The organism is Streptomyces sp. NPDC104581 (assembly GCF_055583685.1).
In genome coordinates, this window is sequence record NZ_JBVJNN010000004.1 from 77,590 (window position 1) to 93,234 (window position 15,645).

17 protein-coding genes are annotated in these 15,645 nt (G+C 73.6%); 8 read left to right on the forward strand and 9 right to left on the reverse strand.

Annotated elements, in window-relative coordinates; translation table 11 throughout:
- Positions 1-93 precede the first annotated feature (93 nt).
- From ACZ61E_RS05155 to ACZ61E_RS05165, 3 genes are all read left to right on the forward strand, one after another.
- Entirely contained in the window at positions 94-1,452 is a 1,359-nt protein-coding gene (locus ACZ61E_RS05155; protein ID WP_469697658.1) for a BTAD domain-containing putative transcriptional regulator, read from the forward strand.
- 158 nt (positions 1,453-1,610) lie between these two features.
- Positions 1,611-2,618 carry a non-homologous end-joining DNA ligase gene (gene ligD, locus ACZ61E_RS05160; RefSeq protein WP_469697660.1) on the forward strand — a complete coding sequence of 336 codons (1,008 nt, stop codon included), beginning with the start codon at positions 1,611-1,613 and terminating at the stop codon, positions 2,616-2,618.
- Positions 2,619-2,755: 137 nt separating this feature from the next.
- Positions 2,756-3,187 carry a VOC family protein gene (locus ACZ61E_RS05165; protein WP_469697966.1) on the forward strand — a complete coding sequence of 144 codons (432 nt, stop codon included), beginning with the start codon at positions 2,756-2,758 and terminating at the stop codon, positions 3,185-3,187.
- Between the two features lie 103 nt (positions 3,188-3,290).
- On the opposite strand, the gene msrA is transcribed toward ACZ61E_RS05165, so the two are convergent.
- Both msrA and ACZ61E_RS05175 read right to left on the reverse strand, forming a co-directional pair.
- Positions 3,291-3,803, reverse strand: coding sequence for a peptide-methionine (S)-S-oxide reductase MsrA (msrA, locus tag ACZ61E_RS05170; protein ID WP_469697968.1), 513 nt, complete (start codon positions 3,801-3,803; stop codon positions 3,291-3,293).
- Positions 3,804-3,923: 120 nt separating this feature from the next.
- Positions 3,924-4,550: an NADPH-dependent F420 reductase gene (locus tag ACZ61E_RS05175; RefSeq protein ID WP_469697661.1), complete on the reverse strand. Its 627-nt coding sequence runs from the start codon at positions 4,548-4,550 to the stop codon at positions 3,924-3,926.
- Positions 4,551-4,880: 330 nt separating this feature from the next.
- Here ACZ61E_RS05175 and ACZ61E_RS05180 point away from each other — a divergent pair, with 330 nt between their 5' ends.
- Positions 4,881-6,005 (forward strand): acetate/propionate family kinase, encoded by a 1,125-nt coding sequence (locus ACZ61E_RS05180; protein ID WP_469697663.1) that lies wholly within the window; start codon positions 4,881-4,883, stop codon positions 6,003-6,005.
- A 442-nt stretch (positions 6,006-6,447) separates the two neighbouring features.
- On the opposite strand, the gene ACZ61E_RS05185 is transcribed toward ACZ61E_RS05180, so the two are convergent.
- From ACZ61E_RS05185 to ACZ61E_RS05200, 4 genes are all read right to left on the reverse strand, one after another.
- The gene (locus ACZ61E_RS05185; protein WP_469697664.1) at positions 6,448-6,957 is read right to left on the reverse strand and encodes a hypothetical protein; all 510 of its coding nucleotides are present in this window, start codon (positions 6,955-6,957) and stop codon (positions 6,448-6,450) included.
- Positions 6,941-7,432 carry an RNA polymerase sigma factor gene (locus tag ACZ61E_RS05190; protein WP_469697665.1) on the reverse strand — a complete coding sequence of 164 codons (492 nt, stop codon included), beginning with the start codon at positions 7,430-7,432 and terminating at the stop codon, positions 6,941-6,943. Before ACZ61E_RS05190 ends, ACZ61E_RS05185 begins: the two co-directional genes overlap by 17 nt.
- Before the next feature lie 95 nt (positions 7,433-7,527).
- Positions 7,528-8,148, reverse strand: coding sequence for a class F sortase (locus ACZ61E_RS05195; RefSeq protein ID WP_469697666.1), 621 nt, complete (start codon positions 8,146-8,148; stop codon positions 7,528-7,530).
- Positions 8,145-8,513 (reverse strand): sortase-dependent protein, encoded by a 369-nt coding sequence (locus ACZ61E_RS05200; RefSeq protein WP_469697667.1) that lies wholly within the window; start codon positions 8,511-8,513, stop codon positions 8,145-8,147. The genes ACZ61E_RS05195 and ACZ61E_RS05200 overlap by 4 nt, the downstream gene beginning before the upstream one ends.
- Before the next feature lie 163 nt (positions 8,514-8,676).
- Here ACZ61E_RS05200 and ACZ61E_RS05205 point away from each other — a divergent pair, with 163 nt between their 5' ends.
- The 4 genes from ACZ61E_RS05205 (at position 8,677) to ACZ61E_RS05220 (ending at position 11,824) form a co-directional block, all read left to right on the forward strand.
- Positions 8,677-9,594: a hypothetical protein gene (locus ACZ61E_RS05205; RefSeq protein ID WP_469697668.1), complete on the forward strand. Its 918-nt coding sequence runs from the start codon at positions 8,677-8,679 to the stop codon at positions 9,592-9,594.
- Entirely contained in the window at positions 9,591-10,352 is a 762-nt protein-coding gene (locus ACZ61E_RS05210) for a hypothetical protein (RefSeq protein ID WP_469697669.1), read from the forward strand. The genes ACZ61E_RS05205 and ACZ61E_RS05210 overlap by 4 nt, the downstream gene beginning before the upstream one ends.
- A 170-nt stretch (positions 10,353-10,522) precedes the next feature.
- Positions 10,523-11,179: a maleylpyruvate isomerase family mycothiol-dependent enzyme gene (locus tag ACZ61E_RS05215; protein ID WP_469697670.1), complete on the forward strand. Its 657-nt coding sequence runs from the start codon at positions 10,523-10,525 to the stop codon at positions 11,177-11,179.
- Between the two features lie 96 nt (positions 11,180-11,275).
- Positions 11,276-11,824, forward strand: a complete 549-nt coding sequence (locus ACZ61E_RS05220; protein WP_469697671.1) for a GNAT family N-acetyltransferase — start codon at positions 11,276-11,278, stop codon at positions 11,822-11,824.
- Positions 11,825-11,893: 69 nt separating this feature from the next.
- On the opposite strand, the gene ACZ61E_RS05225 is transcribed toward ACZ61E_RS05220, so the two are convergent.
- The 3 genes from ACZ61E_RS05225 to ACZ61E_RS05235 are packed head-to-tail and all read right to left on the reverse strand — an operon-like array spanning position 11,894 to position 15,614.
- Positions 11,894-13,993 carry a xanthine dehydrogenase family protein molybdopterin-binding subunit gene (locus ACZ61E_RS05225; protein ID WP_469697672.1) on the reverse strand — a complete coding sequence of 700 codons (2,100 nt, stop codon included), beginning with the start codon at positions 13,991-13,993 and terminating at the stop codon, positions 11,894-11,896.
- Entirely contained in the window at positions 13,990-15,048 is a 1,059-nt protein-coding gene (locus ACZ61E_RS05230) for an FAD binding domain-containing protein (protein WP_469697673.1), read from the reverse strand. The genes ACZ61E_RS05225 and ACZ61E_RS05230 overlap by 4 nt, the downstream gene beginning before the upstream one ends.
- The gene (locus ACZ61E_RS05235) at positions 15,045-15,614 is read right to left on the reverse strand and encodes a 2Fe-2S iron-sulfur cluster-binding protein (protein WP_469697674.1); all 570 of its coding nucleotides are present in this window, start codon (positions 15,612-15,614) and stop codon (positions 15,045-15,047) included. The genes ACZ61E_RS05230 and ACZ61E_RS05235 overlap by 4 nt, the downstream gene beginning before the upstream one ends.
- Positions 15,615-15,645: the final 31 nt, after the last annotated feature.

The following is a 15,645-nucleotide window of genomic DNA, read 5'->3' on the forward strand; positions in this document are numbered from 1 at the left end:
CAGTGGACTGGGCGCCAGCGTCCCGCCGCGCTCTGACCACATTCTCACCACGGCCGGTTGCCGCTCCCGCCCGCCGAACTACCCTTGCCCGTGATGGAGTTCAAGCTGCTCGGGCCGTTCGAAGCCCGTCACGGGGGCCGGCCGCTCCTGACGGACAGCCGCCGTCAGGAGCGCTGTCTGCTGGCGATCCTGCTGCTCGACGCCGGGCACGTCGTGGCGACGGACCGGCTCATCGATCTGCTGTGGGACGGGGAGGCGACCGCGTCGGCGCGCGGTACCGTCCACACCTACGTCGGCAGACTTCGGTCCGCCCTGCGCGCGGAGGGCGGACCGCGTATCGAGACCCGGCACGACGGCTATCTCCTGGAGACGGACGGGTACGAGGTCGACGCCCGGGACTTCGTCCCGCTCGCCCGCGCCGCGGCCGGCGCCACGGACCCCGCCGAGCGGATCCGCCTCGGCGACGCGGCCCTCGCGCTCTGGCGGGGCCCGCTGCTCGCCGACGTGGCGGGCGACCGGCTCCGCGAACGGCTCGGCGGCCGGCTGGACGCGCTGCGGCTGTCCACCGCCGAACTGGGGGCCGAGAGCCGGCTCGCGATGGGGCTGCACGAACGCGTCGCGGCGGATCTGACGGAGCTCGCCGCCGAACATCCCGAACGGGAGCGCCTCGTCGCCGCGCTGATGACGGCCCTGTACCGCGCCGGCCGCGCGGCCGAGGCCCTCCGGCTCTACCGCGCCACCCACCACGCGCTCGCCACCCGGCTCGGTGTCGGGCCGGGACCGGACCTGACCGCCCTTCACGAGCGCGTCCTGCGGCGCGATCCGTCCCTGGACCGGCCGCCCGCTCCCCTGTACGCGGTCCGGGTACGCGACCACTGGCTGCCGTGGAACACCAGCGGCCACCCGGCGCTGGAGTTCTGCAACACGTACGCGGGCTGGGGCGGCCCGCGGCTGCCCGGTTCGGAGTGGCTCCGCGACTACGCCGCGCTGGCGGTGTGGACCGGTCATCTCGGTCTCGCGCCGGACCATGTCGTCACCCGTCTGGTCGCGCGGGCACGACGCGAACCCGCCGAGGCCGCGGACGTACTCGCCGAGGCCCGCGAGTTCCGCGCGCGCCTGTACGCCTGTCTGACGGATCCGGCCGACGCCGGGGCCTTCGACGCGGTGGCGGGTGTCGCGGAGGCCGCCGCGCGGTCGTCGGTGTTCACCCGTGGTGGCGACGGTCTCGGCGGCTGGCGCATCTCCCCCGCGGCCGGGCTGCGTCTCCCCCTCTACGCGGCGGCCCGCGGCGCCGCGGAGCTGCTGGCCGATCCGCGCCGCCTCGTGGTGCGGGTCTGTCCCGACGAGAAGTGCGGCTGGCTGTTCCTGGACAGCGGTGGGCGGCGCAGATGGTGCAGTCTGGCGACGTGCGGCGCCTCGCGGCGGCTCCGGGACCACTGCGCGACCGGCTGACCGCACGGAGCGCCGTACGGGTCCCGCCGACCGCGCGGACACCGCCCCCAACGGGTGACGGGCCCCGCTCGTGCGCGCACTCGGCGCGCCCTCGCGGGGAGCCTTCCTCCGAGAAAGCCGGCCGGTTGGCCGGACCCCACGGAGAGAGGCGGACACCGATGAGCGGCCTCCTGGACACGCTGCCCGCGGACGAGCGGCGCAGGCTGGGACACAACCGGTCGGGCGCCCTCCTGGCGTCCGCACCGATGCTCGCCACCCTGACCGACCGGAGGGTGTTCGGCGACGGCTGGATCTTCGAGCGGAAACTGGACGGGGTCCGGGTGCTCGCCGTACGGGACGCGTCGGGCGTACGGCTGCTGTCGCGCACCGGACGACGGCTCGACACCACCTATCCCGAGATCGTGGACGCCCTGGCCGCGCAGGAGTGCGAGGACTTCACCGTGGACGGCGAGGTCGTCGCGTACGCCCGCGGCCGGACCGACTTCGCCCTGCTCCAGCGGCGGATGGGGATCAGCGACGCCCGCCGGGCCCGCGCCAGTGGGGTCGCCGTCACGTACTACCTGTTCGATCTGCTGCGCCTCGACGGCGCCGATCTCACGGCGGTCTCCCTGCGCTCACGAAAATCGCTGCTGCGCAGAGCCCTGACCTTCCGGACGCCGCTGCGCTTCACCCCGCACCGCAACGCGGGCGGTCAGGAGTTGCTGGACCGGGCGTGCGCCGACGGCTGGGAGGGACTGATCGTGAAGCGGGCGGCCGGCCGGTACGAGCCCCGGCGCTCGACGGGCTGGCTGAAGCTCAAGTGCGAGCAGGGCCAGGAGTTCGTGATCGGCGGTTACACGGAGCCTTCCGGCTCCCGCGTCGGATTCGGCGCGCTGCTCCTCGGTCACTACGAGGACGGGCGGCTGCGGTACGCGGGCAAGGTGGGGACGGGATACGACCGGGCGACCCTGGCGGATCTGCGCAGGCGGCTCGACCAGGCCGCGGTGCCCCGGTCCCCGTTCGCGGACACGGTCAGGGAGCGGGCGCCGCACTGGTCGGAGCCCCGGCTCGTCGCCCAGATCGCGTTCACCGAGTGGACGAGGGACGGGATGCTGCGCCATCCGCGTTTCCTGGGGCTCCGGGAGGACAAGGAGCCGCGGGACGTGGTGCGGGAGAAGCCGGTCTGACGGGACGGGTGGGCGGGGCGGGAAAGGGGCAGCAGTCCCGGGACGGGTTGTACACGCGCGCCGCACGCCGCGCGCCGTACGACGCCACGACCACCGCGGACAGCGGCACGGCAGCGACGAAGGGCGGCGACACCTCCATGACCACTGCGGACACCGGCATTCCGCGTTTCCATCTCGCGGTGCCCGTCGACGACCTCGCCGCCGCGCGCCGTTTCTACGGCGGCGTACTCGGTCTGGCGGAGGGGCGCAGCGCGGAGACGTGGGTGGACTGGAACCTCCACGGCCACCAGTTCGTGACCCATCTGGCCCCGCGCCGCGGCGAGGACGTACGCAACGCGGTCGACGGGCACGACGTGCCGGTGCCGCACTTCGGGCTGCTGCTGACTCCGCCGGAGTTCCAGGAGTTGGCGGACCGGCTCCGGGCGGCGGGCACGGAGTTCGTGATCGAGCCCTGTGTCCGTTTCGCGGGGCGGCCCGGCGAGCAGTGGACGATGTTCCTGCTCGACCCGGCGGGCAACGCGCTGGAGTTCAAGGCGTTCGCGGACGACGCGCAGGTCTTCGCCGTCTGACGGCGGGGGCGGCGACGGTGCCGGCGGCGGGGATGTCCGTGTCGCGGACCGGCCCGGTGTCCGCCCGGTCGACGGGCGGACACCGGCTTCGTCCGGGTGCGCGCTATCGCTCGCTGCGGACGGGAAGCTTCCAGCCCGGCCGCGGGAAGTGGCAGGTGTACCCGTCGGGGTAGCGGACCAGATAGTCCTGGTGTTCGGGCTCCGCCTGCCAGAAGTCGCCCGCCTCGGCCACCTCGGTGACGACCTTCCCCGGCCAGAGGCCCGAGGCGTCGACGTCGGCGATGGTGTCCTCGGCGATCCGCTTCTGCTCGTCACCGATGTAGTAGATGGCCGACCGGTAGCTGAGGCCGATGTCGTTGCCCTGGCGGTTGAGCGTCGTCGGGTCGTGGATCTGGAAGAAGTACTCCAGAATCTGCCGGTAGTCGGTCTTCCCGGGGTCGAAGACGATCTCGATGCCCTCGGCGTGCGTCCCGTGGTTGCGGTACGTCGCGTTCGCGACGTCCCCACCCGTGTAACCGACCCTGGTGGAGACCACCCCCGGCAGACCGCGAATCAGGTCCTGCATACCCCAGAAGCAGCCGCCCGCGAGGACCGCCTTCTCCGTAGCCGTGTCCATACTCATGCGTTACTCCCTCCTCTGTCACACACGGTACTGCTCCGGCGGGAGCCGATGGAGAGCGGCGGGGGGGGCGGCCGCGAGGACGTCCAGGCTCGGGACGCGGTGTTCGGGCGGTGTTCAGGCGCTGTGCAGCCGCGCGTCCAGCTCTCCGGCCGACAGCTCCACTCCGTAGACGGAGCTGCCCGGCTGGTGCTTGCGCCCTCCTCCGCCGAGATGGCCGGCGTTCACCGGGTCGAAGCCGATGTCGCGGATCAGCCCCGCGACGACGGCCACGGCCTCCTCGTCGTCGCCGGAGAGGGGGATGGCCAGGCGCTCCGGATCGCCCTTGGGGCGGCCCCGGTCGCGGAGGGTCTCCCAGTAGATGGAGTTGAACGCCTTGACCAGGTTGGAGTCCGTCGCGGCCCGTACGTTCTCGCTGGACGTGGTGGTGTCGTCGTCCAGGGCGGGATCGTGACCGTCGCGTTCCGGGTAGTAGTTGCCGGTGTCGATCACGACCTTGTCGCGCAGCTCGCTCAGGGGCAGGTCGCGCACGTGCCCGTACGGGATCGACACGACGACCACCTGCCCGAACCGGGCGGCTTCCTCGGCGGTGACCGCCCGGACGGGGCCGTCGATGCCCGCGACCAGCTCCGCCAGCGTCTCCGGGCCGCGCGAGTTCGCGAGGGCGACCTCGTGGCCGATGCCGGCGAAGTGCCGGGCGAGCGTCGAGCCGATGCGGCCCGCTCCGATGATTCCGATGCGCATGGTGCCTCTCCTGCCTCCGGGGTCGTGGGGTCCGTCGCCCGTACGTACGGGTCGCTCGTACGGCTGCTCGTACCGATCACTCGTGCCGGCCGCCGCGCGGTCGCGCGTACCGGCCACTCGTACGGGCCGCTCGTACCGGTCGCCTCCATGGGTAGCCGGGTACGGCGGCTCCCCAAACTTGCCGGAAGGCGGTCCCGGACTCACTCTGAGGCTGCGGGCGACGCCCGATCCCGACATGGAGCGCCCCTGCGTGGTTGCCGCCCGGGCCCCCGTCGACACCGCCGTTCGGGTCCTGTCCGCCGAACGGGGGAGCTGAGAGGAAGGGCTGTCGTGGCCAGTCATGAACGTGACCCCGTGCTGGTGGTGGACGCGGGCTCGTCCAGCCTGCATCTGACCGTCTTCGCGAACGACGGCACGGCCCTCGCCTCGTACGACAACGCCTCCGCGCCCGGCGACAACATGTCCGGGCAGCTGCGGGATCTGCTCAGATACGCTCCGGCGCCGATGGCGGTGGGGCACCGGATCGTGCACGGCGGACCGGACCTGCGGCGGCACACCCTGGTCGACGACCAGGTCCGGGACACCCTCCAGCTGACCGCCGATCTGGCCCCCTCCCATGTCCCGCCGGCCCTGCTCGTACTCGACGCGGCCCGGGAGCTGCTGCCCAACGTGCCGCACGTCGCGTGCTTCGACACCGTCTTCCACACCGGACTGCCCACGGCGGCCCGTGAGTTCGCCGTGCCCGAGACCTGGCGCGGCGAGTACGGCGTACGGCGCTACGGCTTCCACGGTCTGTCCTACGCGTGGGCACTGCGCCGCACCGCCGAACTGCTCCGACGGCGGCCCGAGGGCCTGCGGGTCGTCATCGCGCATCTCGGCGGCGGCAGTTCGGCGTGCGCCGTGCGTGACGGCACGAGCGTCGACACCACCATGGGTTTCACTCCGCTGGACGGCCTCGTGATGAGCCGTCGCAGCGGCGCCGTCGATCCTGGTGCCCTGACCTGGCTCCAGACCCGGCACGGTCTGTCGGCCTCCGACATCGAGGAGGCGCTCAACCACCGTTCGGGTCTGCTGGCCCTGTCCGGGTCCTCCGGCGACACGCGCGACCTGGTGCGCGACAGGGCGGCAGGCGACGAGCGGGCCGCCCTGGCGCTGGACGTCTTCACCCACCACTGCCGCCGGGGCATCGCCGCGATGGCCGCGTCCCTGGACCGTCTCGACGCGCTGGTCCTCACCGGCGAGATCGGCGAGGACCAGCCGGAGGTGCGCGAGGAGATCTGCGCCGGGCTGGGCATCCTCGGCGTCACGGGCGGTCTGCTGGTGCCGCCGTCGGACGACGACGTACCGGCCCGTCTGGTCAGCCCGCCGGAGGCGGCGGTGCCGGTGGTCGTCGTGTCCACGGGAGAGGCACGCCAGATCGACCGGGAGACCCGCGCGCTGCTGCGCGAGGGGTGAACCCCCGGCCGGCCGTGGACCTCCGGACCGTCGGCCGCGTCGGGCACGTCAGGCGCGTCAGGCGGGCGGTGCGGACGGGGCCGATGGGGCAGCCGGGACAGTCGCCGGACCTCAAGCGGTCGTCATCGGCTGCGAGGGCGGTGTCCTCGTCCACCGGGACGGTGCGATCAGGAAGGCCGACTGCCCCACGGAGTACGGCCGGATCGGCAACCGGACGGGTTCGGACCGGTCGACGGTCGTCCTGGGCGGCTCCAAGAAAGACTGAGGACGCCGAGCTGGGAGCGTCCGGAGCAGGTGTCGCTGATCGACACCGGGTCGGGCAGGCGGCTCATGTCCATCGACATGGAGTCCGGCGAGCGGCCGGCCTCGGCGCGGCTTCCGTAGCCTCCCAACGAGGTGAGCGGTGTGGAGCAGCACTGACCGCCGCGGGCGGGCGGGGTGTTCACGGCTGCGCGAACCCCCCGCCGTCCGGGACTGCGGGAGGTTCGGCCACGTCCCGGCCCGGGTCCCGGCGATCCTGGCTCGGGCCCCGGCTGGGGGTCGCCATGGGGACGGTGGTGGGGACGTCCGAGGGGGTGCGGCCCGCCGGAGTGGGCGAGTCCTCGGGCTCCCCGCGCTCGGAGGGGCGGGGGTCGGCGGGCGCGGAGGCCGGCGGCGCGGTGGGCAGGGGCGGCGAGCTGCTGGGGGGCGGCGGCGCGAGCGGGACCGTCGGGGACGCGGGCGCGCCGGATGTCGTCGCGAGGTGGAGGGGCAGCGCGACGAGCGCGGCGGCGGCACACGACAGAGCGACCCCCGCGGCGGTACGGAGCAGCCGGCGACGGGCGGCGGTGCGGCGGATCGCCTCGTACCGCCGCGGGGGTGGCACGAGCCTGTCGGACGGGGGCCGCAGCAGGACGGCGAGGGGGTCGTCGGGCTCGAACCGGGGGCCGTCGTCGTCAGGACGTGTGGTCAAGGCTTCTCCTCAGGTGGGCGCGGAGCAGTTCGCGGGCCGCGTGGAGGTCGGCCTTGACGGTTCCTTCCTTACGCCCGGTCAGTTCGGACACCTCCCGGATCGGCATGTCAGCGTAGTAGTGCAACAGGATCGGGACGCGCAGCCGTTCGGGCAGCGACTGCACGAGCAGCCGCACGGAGGGGTCGGCCTGCTCGGTGTACGGGCTGACCGCGGCCTCGGAGGTGACGCGCCGTATCGCCTTGCGTTCGCGCTCCAGTTTGCGCCAGTGGTCCCGGACGAGGTTGGCCGCGGTGACGTAGAGGAAGCCGCGTGGCTCCTGCACGGATGTCCACCGGGCCCAGAGCCGGGTGAACGCCTCGGAGGCGATCTCGTGGGCCGTCCCGTCGTCGTCGACGAGACGGCGGCACCAGCCGGCGAGGCGCGGATAGAGGGCGGCGAACAGCTCGGACGCTGCCGTGTCGCGGGACCGTTTCAACGCTCTCCAGGGAGGGCTCGTGGGACTCACAGGGAAGGAGCCCGGACCGGGGGAATGGGTTCCGCCGGTCCGGGGTGGAGCTTCGTCGAGGCGGGTCAGGGACTCGCGGCGGTCAGCGTGGCGAAGACGATCACGTTGTCCGGGTAGCCGTCATCGGTCCGGGGGCCGCCGCAGGTGATGAGCCGCAGCTCCGGCCGGTCCACGTCGCCGTAGACGTCGTCCGCCGGGAAGTCCGCCTTCGCCACCTTCCGTACGGCGGCGACGGCGAAGACCGCCGCCGTGCCGTTCTCCAGGCGCACCGTGACCCGGTCGCCCCGGCGCAGCCGCGCGAGGCGCCGGAAGACCCCGTCGCCGTAGGGGCCGACCGTGACGTGCCCGGTGATCACCGAGGGACCGGTCCGGCCCGGTATCGGCGAGTGCCGGTACCAGCCCGCGCGGTCGTGTGCCGTGACCGGTGGCACCTGCATGGTGCCGTCCGGGGCCAGCCCGAGCCGTATGACGGGCGTGTCGACCCCGATGGCCGGGATGCGCAGCCTGACCGGGACCGAACGCGCCGGCTGCCGCGTCCCGTCCACCTCCGTGGCGGGCCGCTCGGGAGGTGGCGTACCGCCCGAACGGTCCGCGGCCGGGGTCCGGCCGGTCCCGGGCCCGCCGCAGCCCACGAGCAGCGAGGAGAGCGCGGCGGCGGTGAAGGCGCGCCTGGAGGGCGACGTCACGCCCCGGTCGCCCGCCGGCGGCGTACGACGACGAACGCCGCACCGCCCAGGGCGAGGGCCGCGGCCCCCGTGCCGATCAGCGCGCCGTCGGTCCCGGACTCGGCGGAGACCGGGACCACCCCGGTGTCGGGCGCTCCCTTCGGTACGACGGCGACCTGGCCCGGGGCCTCCGGCGCCCGGGTCGGTTCGGCGCTCCGGGCCGCCGGGCCGGGGGCGTCGGAGGGCGCCTCGGAGGGGGTGGCCTCGGCCGTCGGGCGGGTGCTGGGAACGGCGCTGGGGGTCGCGTCGTCGGCGAAGGCGGGCACCGCGCCCGCCATTACGGCGGTACTCGCGAGTGCCATGGCACTGAGGACAGTTCGGCGCATGAGTCGCTCTCTTTCGTCGTCCGCCCGCCCAAGGAGTCGGCGGGCGGGGCCGGTGATCGGGAGGAGAGACGAGGCACCCGGGGACCAGGTTGTAAAGGAATGGCAAAGTCCGGCCCGCGGGCCAGCCCCTGCGGGGGTCCGTCCGCCGTGCTGTACTGACGAGATGAAGCGCAAGCACACGCCGGCGTTCGTCAGGACGCTCGCCGAGCGGCCGGGCAGGGCTTCCGACCCCGGCGGCGCCGAGCGCGCCGAGCGGGTCCGCACCAGGGTGCGGCTCATGATCGAGATCACCGCGCGGGCCGGGTCGTACCGCAAGGGCCTGGTCCAGGCCGCCGAACGGCTCAGCCCCGAGGAGGCGGTCGTCCTCGCCGATCTCGAAGCGCACGGGCTCCAGGTCCCGCAGCTGCGGGACGTACTGCGCGGCGGCCATGTGCTGGTGGACGATCCGCGGCTGTACGAGCACTGGCGGTTCGCCAGGGGCAGCCATCCGCGGCTGTCCAGCCACCACCGCGACATCGACAAGGCGGTCTACCCCGACATCGGGATGCGCGGGCACGTCGTACGGGAGAAGCTGCACGGCCGCACGGCACAGGGCACCTGGGTGCAGCTGGAGAAGACACCCGCCGCGTTCGGCGGGTCCAGGCTGCCCCGTCCCAGCGATCTGCTGCACCTGATGGATTACCTGGTGTACAAGTTCACCGACAGCAACGTCGGGCCCTGGGGGCTGTCCCGGATGACCGAGCGGCGCCCTCTGTATCTCGCGCCGGTCCTGGCGGTGCCCACCTCCCTGTCACCGCCGGTCGCGCGGTCGCTGACGCGGGCGCTGCGCCGGATCGAGGCGAACGACGACGTCACGGCCGTCTCCCGGGAACTCGCGGACAGGTTCCCGCCGCCCGACCGGCCCGATCTGGCCGGTGAGCTCGGTCGGGCACTGTCCGGGCGGGGCGGCCGGGGCCTGTTCGGCAACTCCGACGTCTGGGTGACGCAGACCCCGTCCCGTACCGCCGCCGCGGTGCTCCGCGAGAGTCGCACGGCGCCCTCCAGGGACGCCTGGCCGGCACCGGCGGGAGGTTCGGCATGAACGACGACAGGCGCGAAACTCCCCCGGTGACGGGGCCGGGGCCGGGCGAGGCGTCCGTCCCCCAGGGGCTGGTCACGGCCGTGGTGGATCTGGTGAACACCGGGCCGGTGCTGCTCGGCGCGTACACCATCGCCGAACTCACGGCGGTGGACGCGATCGTGGACTTCCTGGAGGCCCGGCCGTCGGACGACGAACTCGCCGAGGCCGTCCGCTCGCTGGCCGCACGGGAACTGCTGCTGGCCGGCTCGTCGGGCGAGGAGGTCCAGGTACGCGGAGACCTGGGCATCGCCGTGGCGTTCCAGCAGCGGGCCAGGAAGGTGCTCGACGCCCGGACGACCGGGACGGCCCCGGGCGAGCCCTGGCGGATCCTGCTGCTCCCCCAGCCGGAGAGGATCTGTCTGATGGTGCGCATCGACGCGCTCGGCGTGCACCAGATCGGTCTGTACAAGCTCGACGAGGCGCTCCGTACGCTGACCGAGTGGCTGCCGCGTGGCCCCGCGGCGGACCGCGATCCCTCGATGGACGCGGACGCCGTGCTGACCGGGTCGGAGCGCTCCGCGCTGGTCACCGTCACCGAGTACACGGCGGTCGGGTCTGCCGAGACGGCGGGCGCCAGCACCGACCTGATCCTGGCCCGTCACCACGGGCGGCTGCATCTGCTGGCCCGGGACCCGGGCAGGCGGGAGAGGCTGGTGGCGGCGCCGGAGGCCGGCAGGGACGGTGTGCGCGACAGGCTGGCGGATCTCCTGGCCGCGTGAGGCCCGGCCGCGCGCGGTCCGGCCGCGCGTGGTCCGCGGGCCTGGAGAAAAACCCGGTCACGAGCGATGATTCCGGCGCGGGTCAGGAGTCCTCCTCCTGGACGCCCGGCCCGGACACTCTTCCGGCTCCGGTGCGGACCAGCACGCGACCCGTGACAGGAGCCCCTCGCATGAGCGATCCGCGACCGACAGCGGAATCCGGCCGGAAGACCGATGTCTGGCCCTTGATACACACCGAGCGGGCGGCGCTGGCGGCCGATCTCGCCGACCTCACCGACGAGCGGTGGGCGACCACGTCCCTCTGTACCGAGCTGACGGTGCGCGAGGTACTGGCCCATCTCACCGCTTCGGCGAACCTCAACGCCGTGCGCTGGCTGGCCGGCGTGATCCGCTGCCGGTTCGACTTCGACAAGATGGTGGCCATGCGGCTGGCCGAGCATCTGGGCGCGGGTCCGGCCGAGACGCTGGAGAGGTTCCGTCGCTCGGTCCCGAGCACGACCAAGCCTCCCGTCCCCGCCATGGCCATGCTCGGCGAGATGATCGTGCACGGGGAGGACATCAGGCGCCCCCTCGGTATCCGCCGCCCGTACCCGATCGACACCCTGACCCCGGTGGCGGAGTACTACCGGGGTACGGACCAGGTGGTCCTGGCCAAGGGCCGGGTCGGCGGGCTGCGACTCGTCGCGGACGACGGGCCGTTCACCGCGGGCTCCGGGCAGCTCGTGTCCGGCGGCACCGTCGCCCTGATCATGGCCATGACCGGACGCGGGACGTACTGCGACGCTCTCGAAGGCGACGGCGTGCGGACGCTCCGCGCCCGCTGCTGACACCCACGGCTCTCCCCAGCGCCCCGGGAGCGGGCAGGTGGGGGCCACCGACCCCCGATCCGGCAGGACCGCCAGGACACGTCCTAGCATTGGCCCATGTCACAGACGCAGTCGCGGGTCGGACTGAGCCCGCTCACCCTCGCCGACCAGGATGAGTTCTGCTCCCTCGTGAGGGCCAGCGCCGAGCTGCACAGGGACACGATGCAGCTGCCCGCGACCGCCGAGGCGTTCCGGGACTGGATGCGCCGCTTCGAAGACGGCACCAACCGGGGCTATGTGATCCGTGTTCGGGAGACCGGTACGGCCGCCGGCCTGGTCAACATCAACTCGATCATCCGGGGCCGCTACCAGGGCGCGTCCCTCGGCTACGCGGCCTTCGCCCCGTCCGCCGGGCGCGGTTACATGACCGAGGGGCTCACCGCCGCCATGCGGCACGCCTTCGACGACCTGCGGCTGCACCGGCTGGAGGCGAACATCCAGCCGGCGAACAAGGCGTCGCTGGCCCTGGTCCGGCGGCTGGGCTTCCGCTACGAGGGCATGTCGCCCGCCTATCTCTACATCAACGGCGCCTGGCGCGACCACGAACGCTGGGCCGCCGCCGCACCGTCCCCCTGGACACCGGACCCCACCCTTCCCGAGGTCTGAGGGCCGCGAGGACGGGCGGGCGGGGACGGAGGGGCGCGAGGACTGGCGGGCGCCGCCGGGTCCCGTCCCTCAGCCCAGCCGAGGCAGCAGTCTGTCCGGCCGCATCGGTACCTCCCGCAGCCGGACCCCCGTCGCGTGGTGCACCGCGTTGCCGATCGCCGCCGCCGCGCCGACGATGCCGATCTCGCCGATGCCCTTGCTGCCCATCGGATTGAGGTGCCGGTCGTCCTCCTCGATCCAGTACGCCTCCACCGAGCGCACGTCCGCGTGCGCGGGCACGTGGTACGAGGCGAGGTCGCGCTCCGCGAAGTCACCGGACACGGGATCCATCGTCGAGCCCTCCATCAGCGCCATGCCGAGCCCCATCGTCATCGCGCCGATGAACTGGGAGCGCGCCGTGCGGGGGTTGAGGATGCGGCCGGCGGCGAAGACCCCCAGCATCCGGCGCACCCTGATCTCACCCGTGTCCGTGTCGACCCGGACCTCCACGAAGTGCGCGCCGTAGGCGTGCCGGGCGAACTCCGATCCCGCCTCCACCTCCCGCGCCGTGTCGGCGCTCACGGACAGCCCCCCGGCGGGCACGGCGCCGCCCGCCTCCTCGATACGTGAACGCAGCGCACGGCACGCCTTGTCGACGGACCACCCCCACGAGCCGGTGCCCGACGAACCACCGGCCAGTGGCGCCGTCGGCAGGTCGCTGTCACCGATCGCGATCCGGACCCGGTCCAGGGGCGCGTGCAGCGCGTCGGCGGCGATCTGGGCGAGCACGGTGCGGGCGCCCGTACCGATGTCGGTGGCGTTGACCCGTACCAGGAACCCGCCGTCCGCCTCGGCGCGCGCCTCGGCGGTGGACGGTGAGATCAGCACCGGGTACGACGCGGCGGCGACGCCGCTGCCCAGCAGGAACCGGCCCTGCCCGCGCACCCCGGGGCGCGGATCGCGGTCCTGCCAGCCGAACCGCCGGGCGCCCTCGCGAAGGCACTCCACGAGATGGCGGCTGCTGTAGGGCCGGCCCGAATCCGGCTCGTGCGAGGGCTCGTTGCGCACCCGCAGCTCCACCGGGTCCACCCCGGCGGCGAGCGCCAGCTCGTCCATCGCGGACTCCAGCGCGTACATGCCGGACGCCTCGCCGGGTGCGCGCATCCACGACGGCGACGGCACGTCGAGCGCGGTGACGCGATGGGTGGTGCGGCTGTGCGGCGAGGTGTACATGGTGCGGGCGGGTGTGGCGGCCTGCTCCACGAACTCCTTGATCGTGGACGTGTAGGTGGTCACCTCGTGCGCCAGCGCGTCGATCACCCCGTCCGGGCCCGCGCCGAGCCGCACCCGCTGGATGGTCGGCGGCCGGTGCCCGACGAGCGCCGGAAGCTGGGAGCGGTGCAGCGCCAGCTTGACCGGGCGCCCGGTATGCAGGGCCGCCATCGCGGCGAGCACCGGCTGGGGACGCGGGGTGCCCTTGGAGCCGAAGCCGCCGCCGACGTGTTCGCTGATGACGGTGACCTGTGCCGGATCCGTGCCGAAGAGCGCGGCCAGCGTCTCGCGTACGGCGCTCGACCCCTGGCTGGAGTCGTGCACCGTCAGCCGTCCGTCGTGCCAGTGGGCGACGGCGGCGTGCGGCTCCATGGGGTGGTTGTGCATCGGGTCCATCGCGTACGTGACGTCGACGGTGACCGGGGCGGCGGCGTAGGCGGCGTCGAAGTCGCCGCGCTCGCGGGTTCCGGGGTGCCCGCCGTTGGCCGACTCGGGTGTGTAGAGGCCCGGATGACCGGGAGTGAGGACGACGTCGTGGTCCTCGGCCGCGTACGTGACGCGCACCGCGTCGGCGGTGGCGCGCGCCGCTTCCATGCTGGTCGCCACCGCGACGGCGACGACCCAGCCCCGGTGCGGCACACGGTCGTCGCGCAGCGCGCCCAGCGCCGGATCGTCGGGTTCGCCGATCCGGGGCGCGTTCTCATGGGTCAGTACGGCGACGGCGCCGGGCTCGGTGAGGGCGGCGGCGGTGTCGAAGGACTCGATCCGGCCACGTGCCACGGTCGCGGTCACCACCCACGCGTAGAGGCAGCCCGGCGGGGTGTGTTCGGCGGCGTACCGGGCCGTGCCGGTGACCTTCGCCGGTCCCTCGACGCGGAAGGCGGCGGTACCCAGGGTCCGTTCCCGGCTGGTGGTCACCGGTCTCCTCCGTGGTCGTGGTCGTGGCCGTGGTCTGTGCGACGGGGATCGGCGCGGTCGACGGTGGCCGCGCCGGGATCGGCCAGTTCGGTGAGCAGCCGGACGGCCAGGTTGTGGGCGAGCGGGACCTTGAACCCGTTGTCCCGCAGTGGCCGGGCGGCTGCCAGCTCCGCGGCCACGGCGCGGCCGAAGGCGTCGGCGGTGGCCGGACCGCCGGCCAGGGCGGCTTCGGCGGTGGTGGCACGCCAGGGCTTGTGGGCCAGCCCGCCGAAGGCGAGCCGTGCCTCCCGTACGACACCGTCGCGTACGTCGAGCGCCACGGCGGCCGACGCCAGCGCGAAGGCGTACGAGGCGCGGTCCCTGGCCTTGCGGTAGACGGACGGCAGCCCGGCGGACGACGCCGGGAGCCGGACGCCGGTGACGAGTTCGCCCGGACGGATCCCGGTGTCGAGCTCGGGGCGGTCGCCGGGCAGCCGGTGGAAGGCCGTGAGCGGTACCGTCCGCCGGCCTTCCGGCCCGAGCAGCAGTACCTCCGCGTCGAGCGCGGCGAGTGCGACCGCCATGTCGGACGGGTGCGTCGCGACGCATGCCTCGGAGTGCCCCAGTACCGCGAGATCGCGGTGCACGCCCTCCCGCGCGGGGCAACCGGAGCCGGGCCGCCGTTTGTTGCACGGTTCGGTGACGTCCTGGAAGTAGGGACAGCGGGTGCGCTGGAGCAGATTGCCGCCGGTGGTGGCCGAGTTGCGCAGCTGTCCCGAGGCGCCCGCGAGCAGTGCCTGCGACAGCGCCGGGTAGCGCGTCCGGACGGCAGGGTCGGCGGCGAGATCGCTGTTGCGGACGGTGGCACCGATGAGCAGCCCGCCGTCACCGGTCTCCTCGACGCGGTCGAGCGGCAGCCGGGCGATGTCGACGAGGTGGCCGGGGGTCTCGACCCCGAGCTTCATGAGGTCGACGAGGTTGGTGCCGCCGGCGAGGAAGCGGGCGTCCGGATCGCGGGAGAGGAGGGCGACGGCCTCGTCCGGGGCGGTGGCGCGCTCGTAGGTGAAGGACTTCACGGGGCCACCACCCGGGCGTCGCCCCCGCCGCCCTCCGACACGCCCGCGACCTCCTCGATCGCCGCGACGATGTGCGGGTACGCGGCGCAGCGGCAGATGTTGCCGCTCATCCGTTCGCGGATCTCGTCGGCGGTGAGCGGTACCGGACGGCCCGGGGGCGGCCCGTCCGCGCCGGTGACAAGGGACGGATGGCCGCCTGCCGCCTCGGCGACGACGCCGACCGCCGAGCAGAGCTGGCCGGGGGTGCAGTAGCCGCACTGGAAGCCGTCGTGGTCGAGGAATGCCTGTTGCAGCGGGTGGAGACCGTCCGTGCCTCCGCCCGACAGACCTTCGACCGTGGTGATGCGGGCACCGCTGTGGGCGACGGCCGGCATCAGACAGCTGTTGACGCGCCGTCCGTCCACCAGGACGGTGCAGGCACCGCACTGGCCCTGGTCACAGCCCTTCTTGGGACCCGTGAGGTGCAGGTGTTCGCGCAGCGCGTCGAGCACGGTGGTGCGGTTGTCGAGTGTCAGGCGGTGCGGTTCGCCGTTGACGTGGAGCATCACTTCGGAGGTTGGCGGCATCACCGTCGGTTATCCCCCGCACATGTTCGGC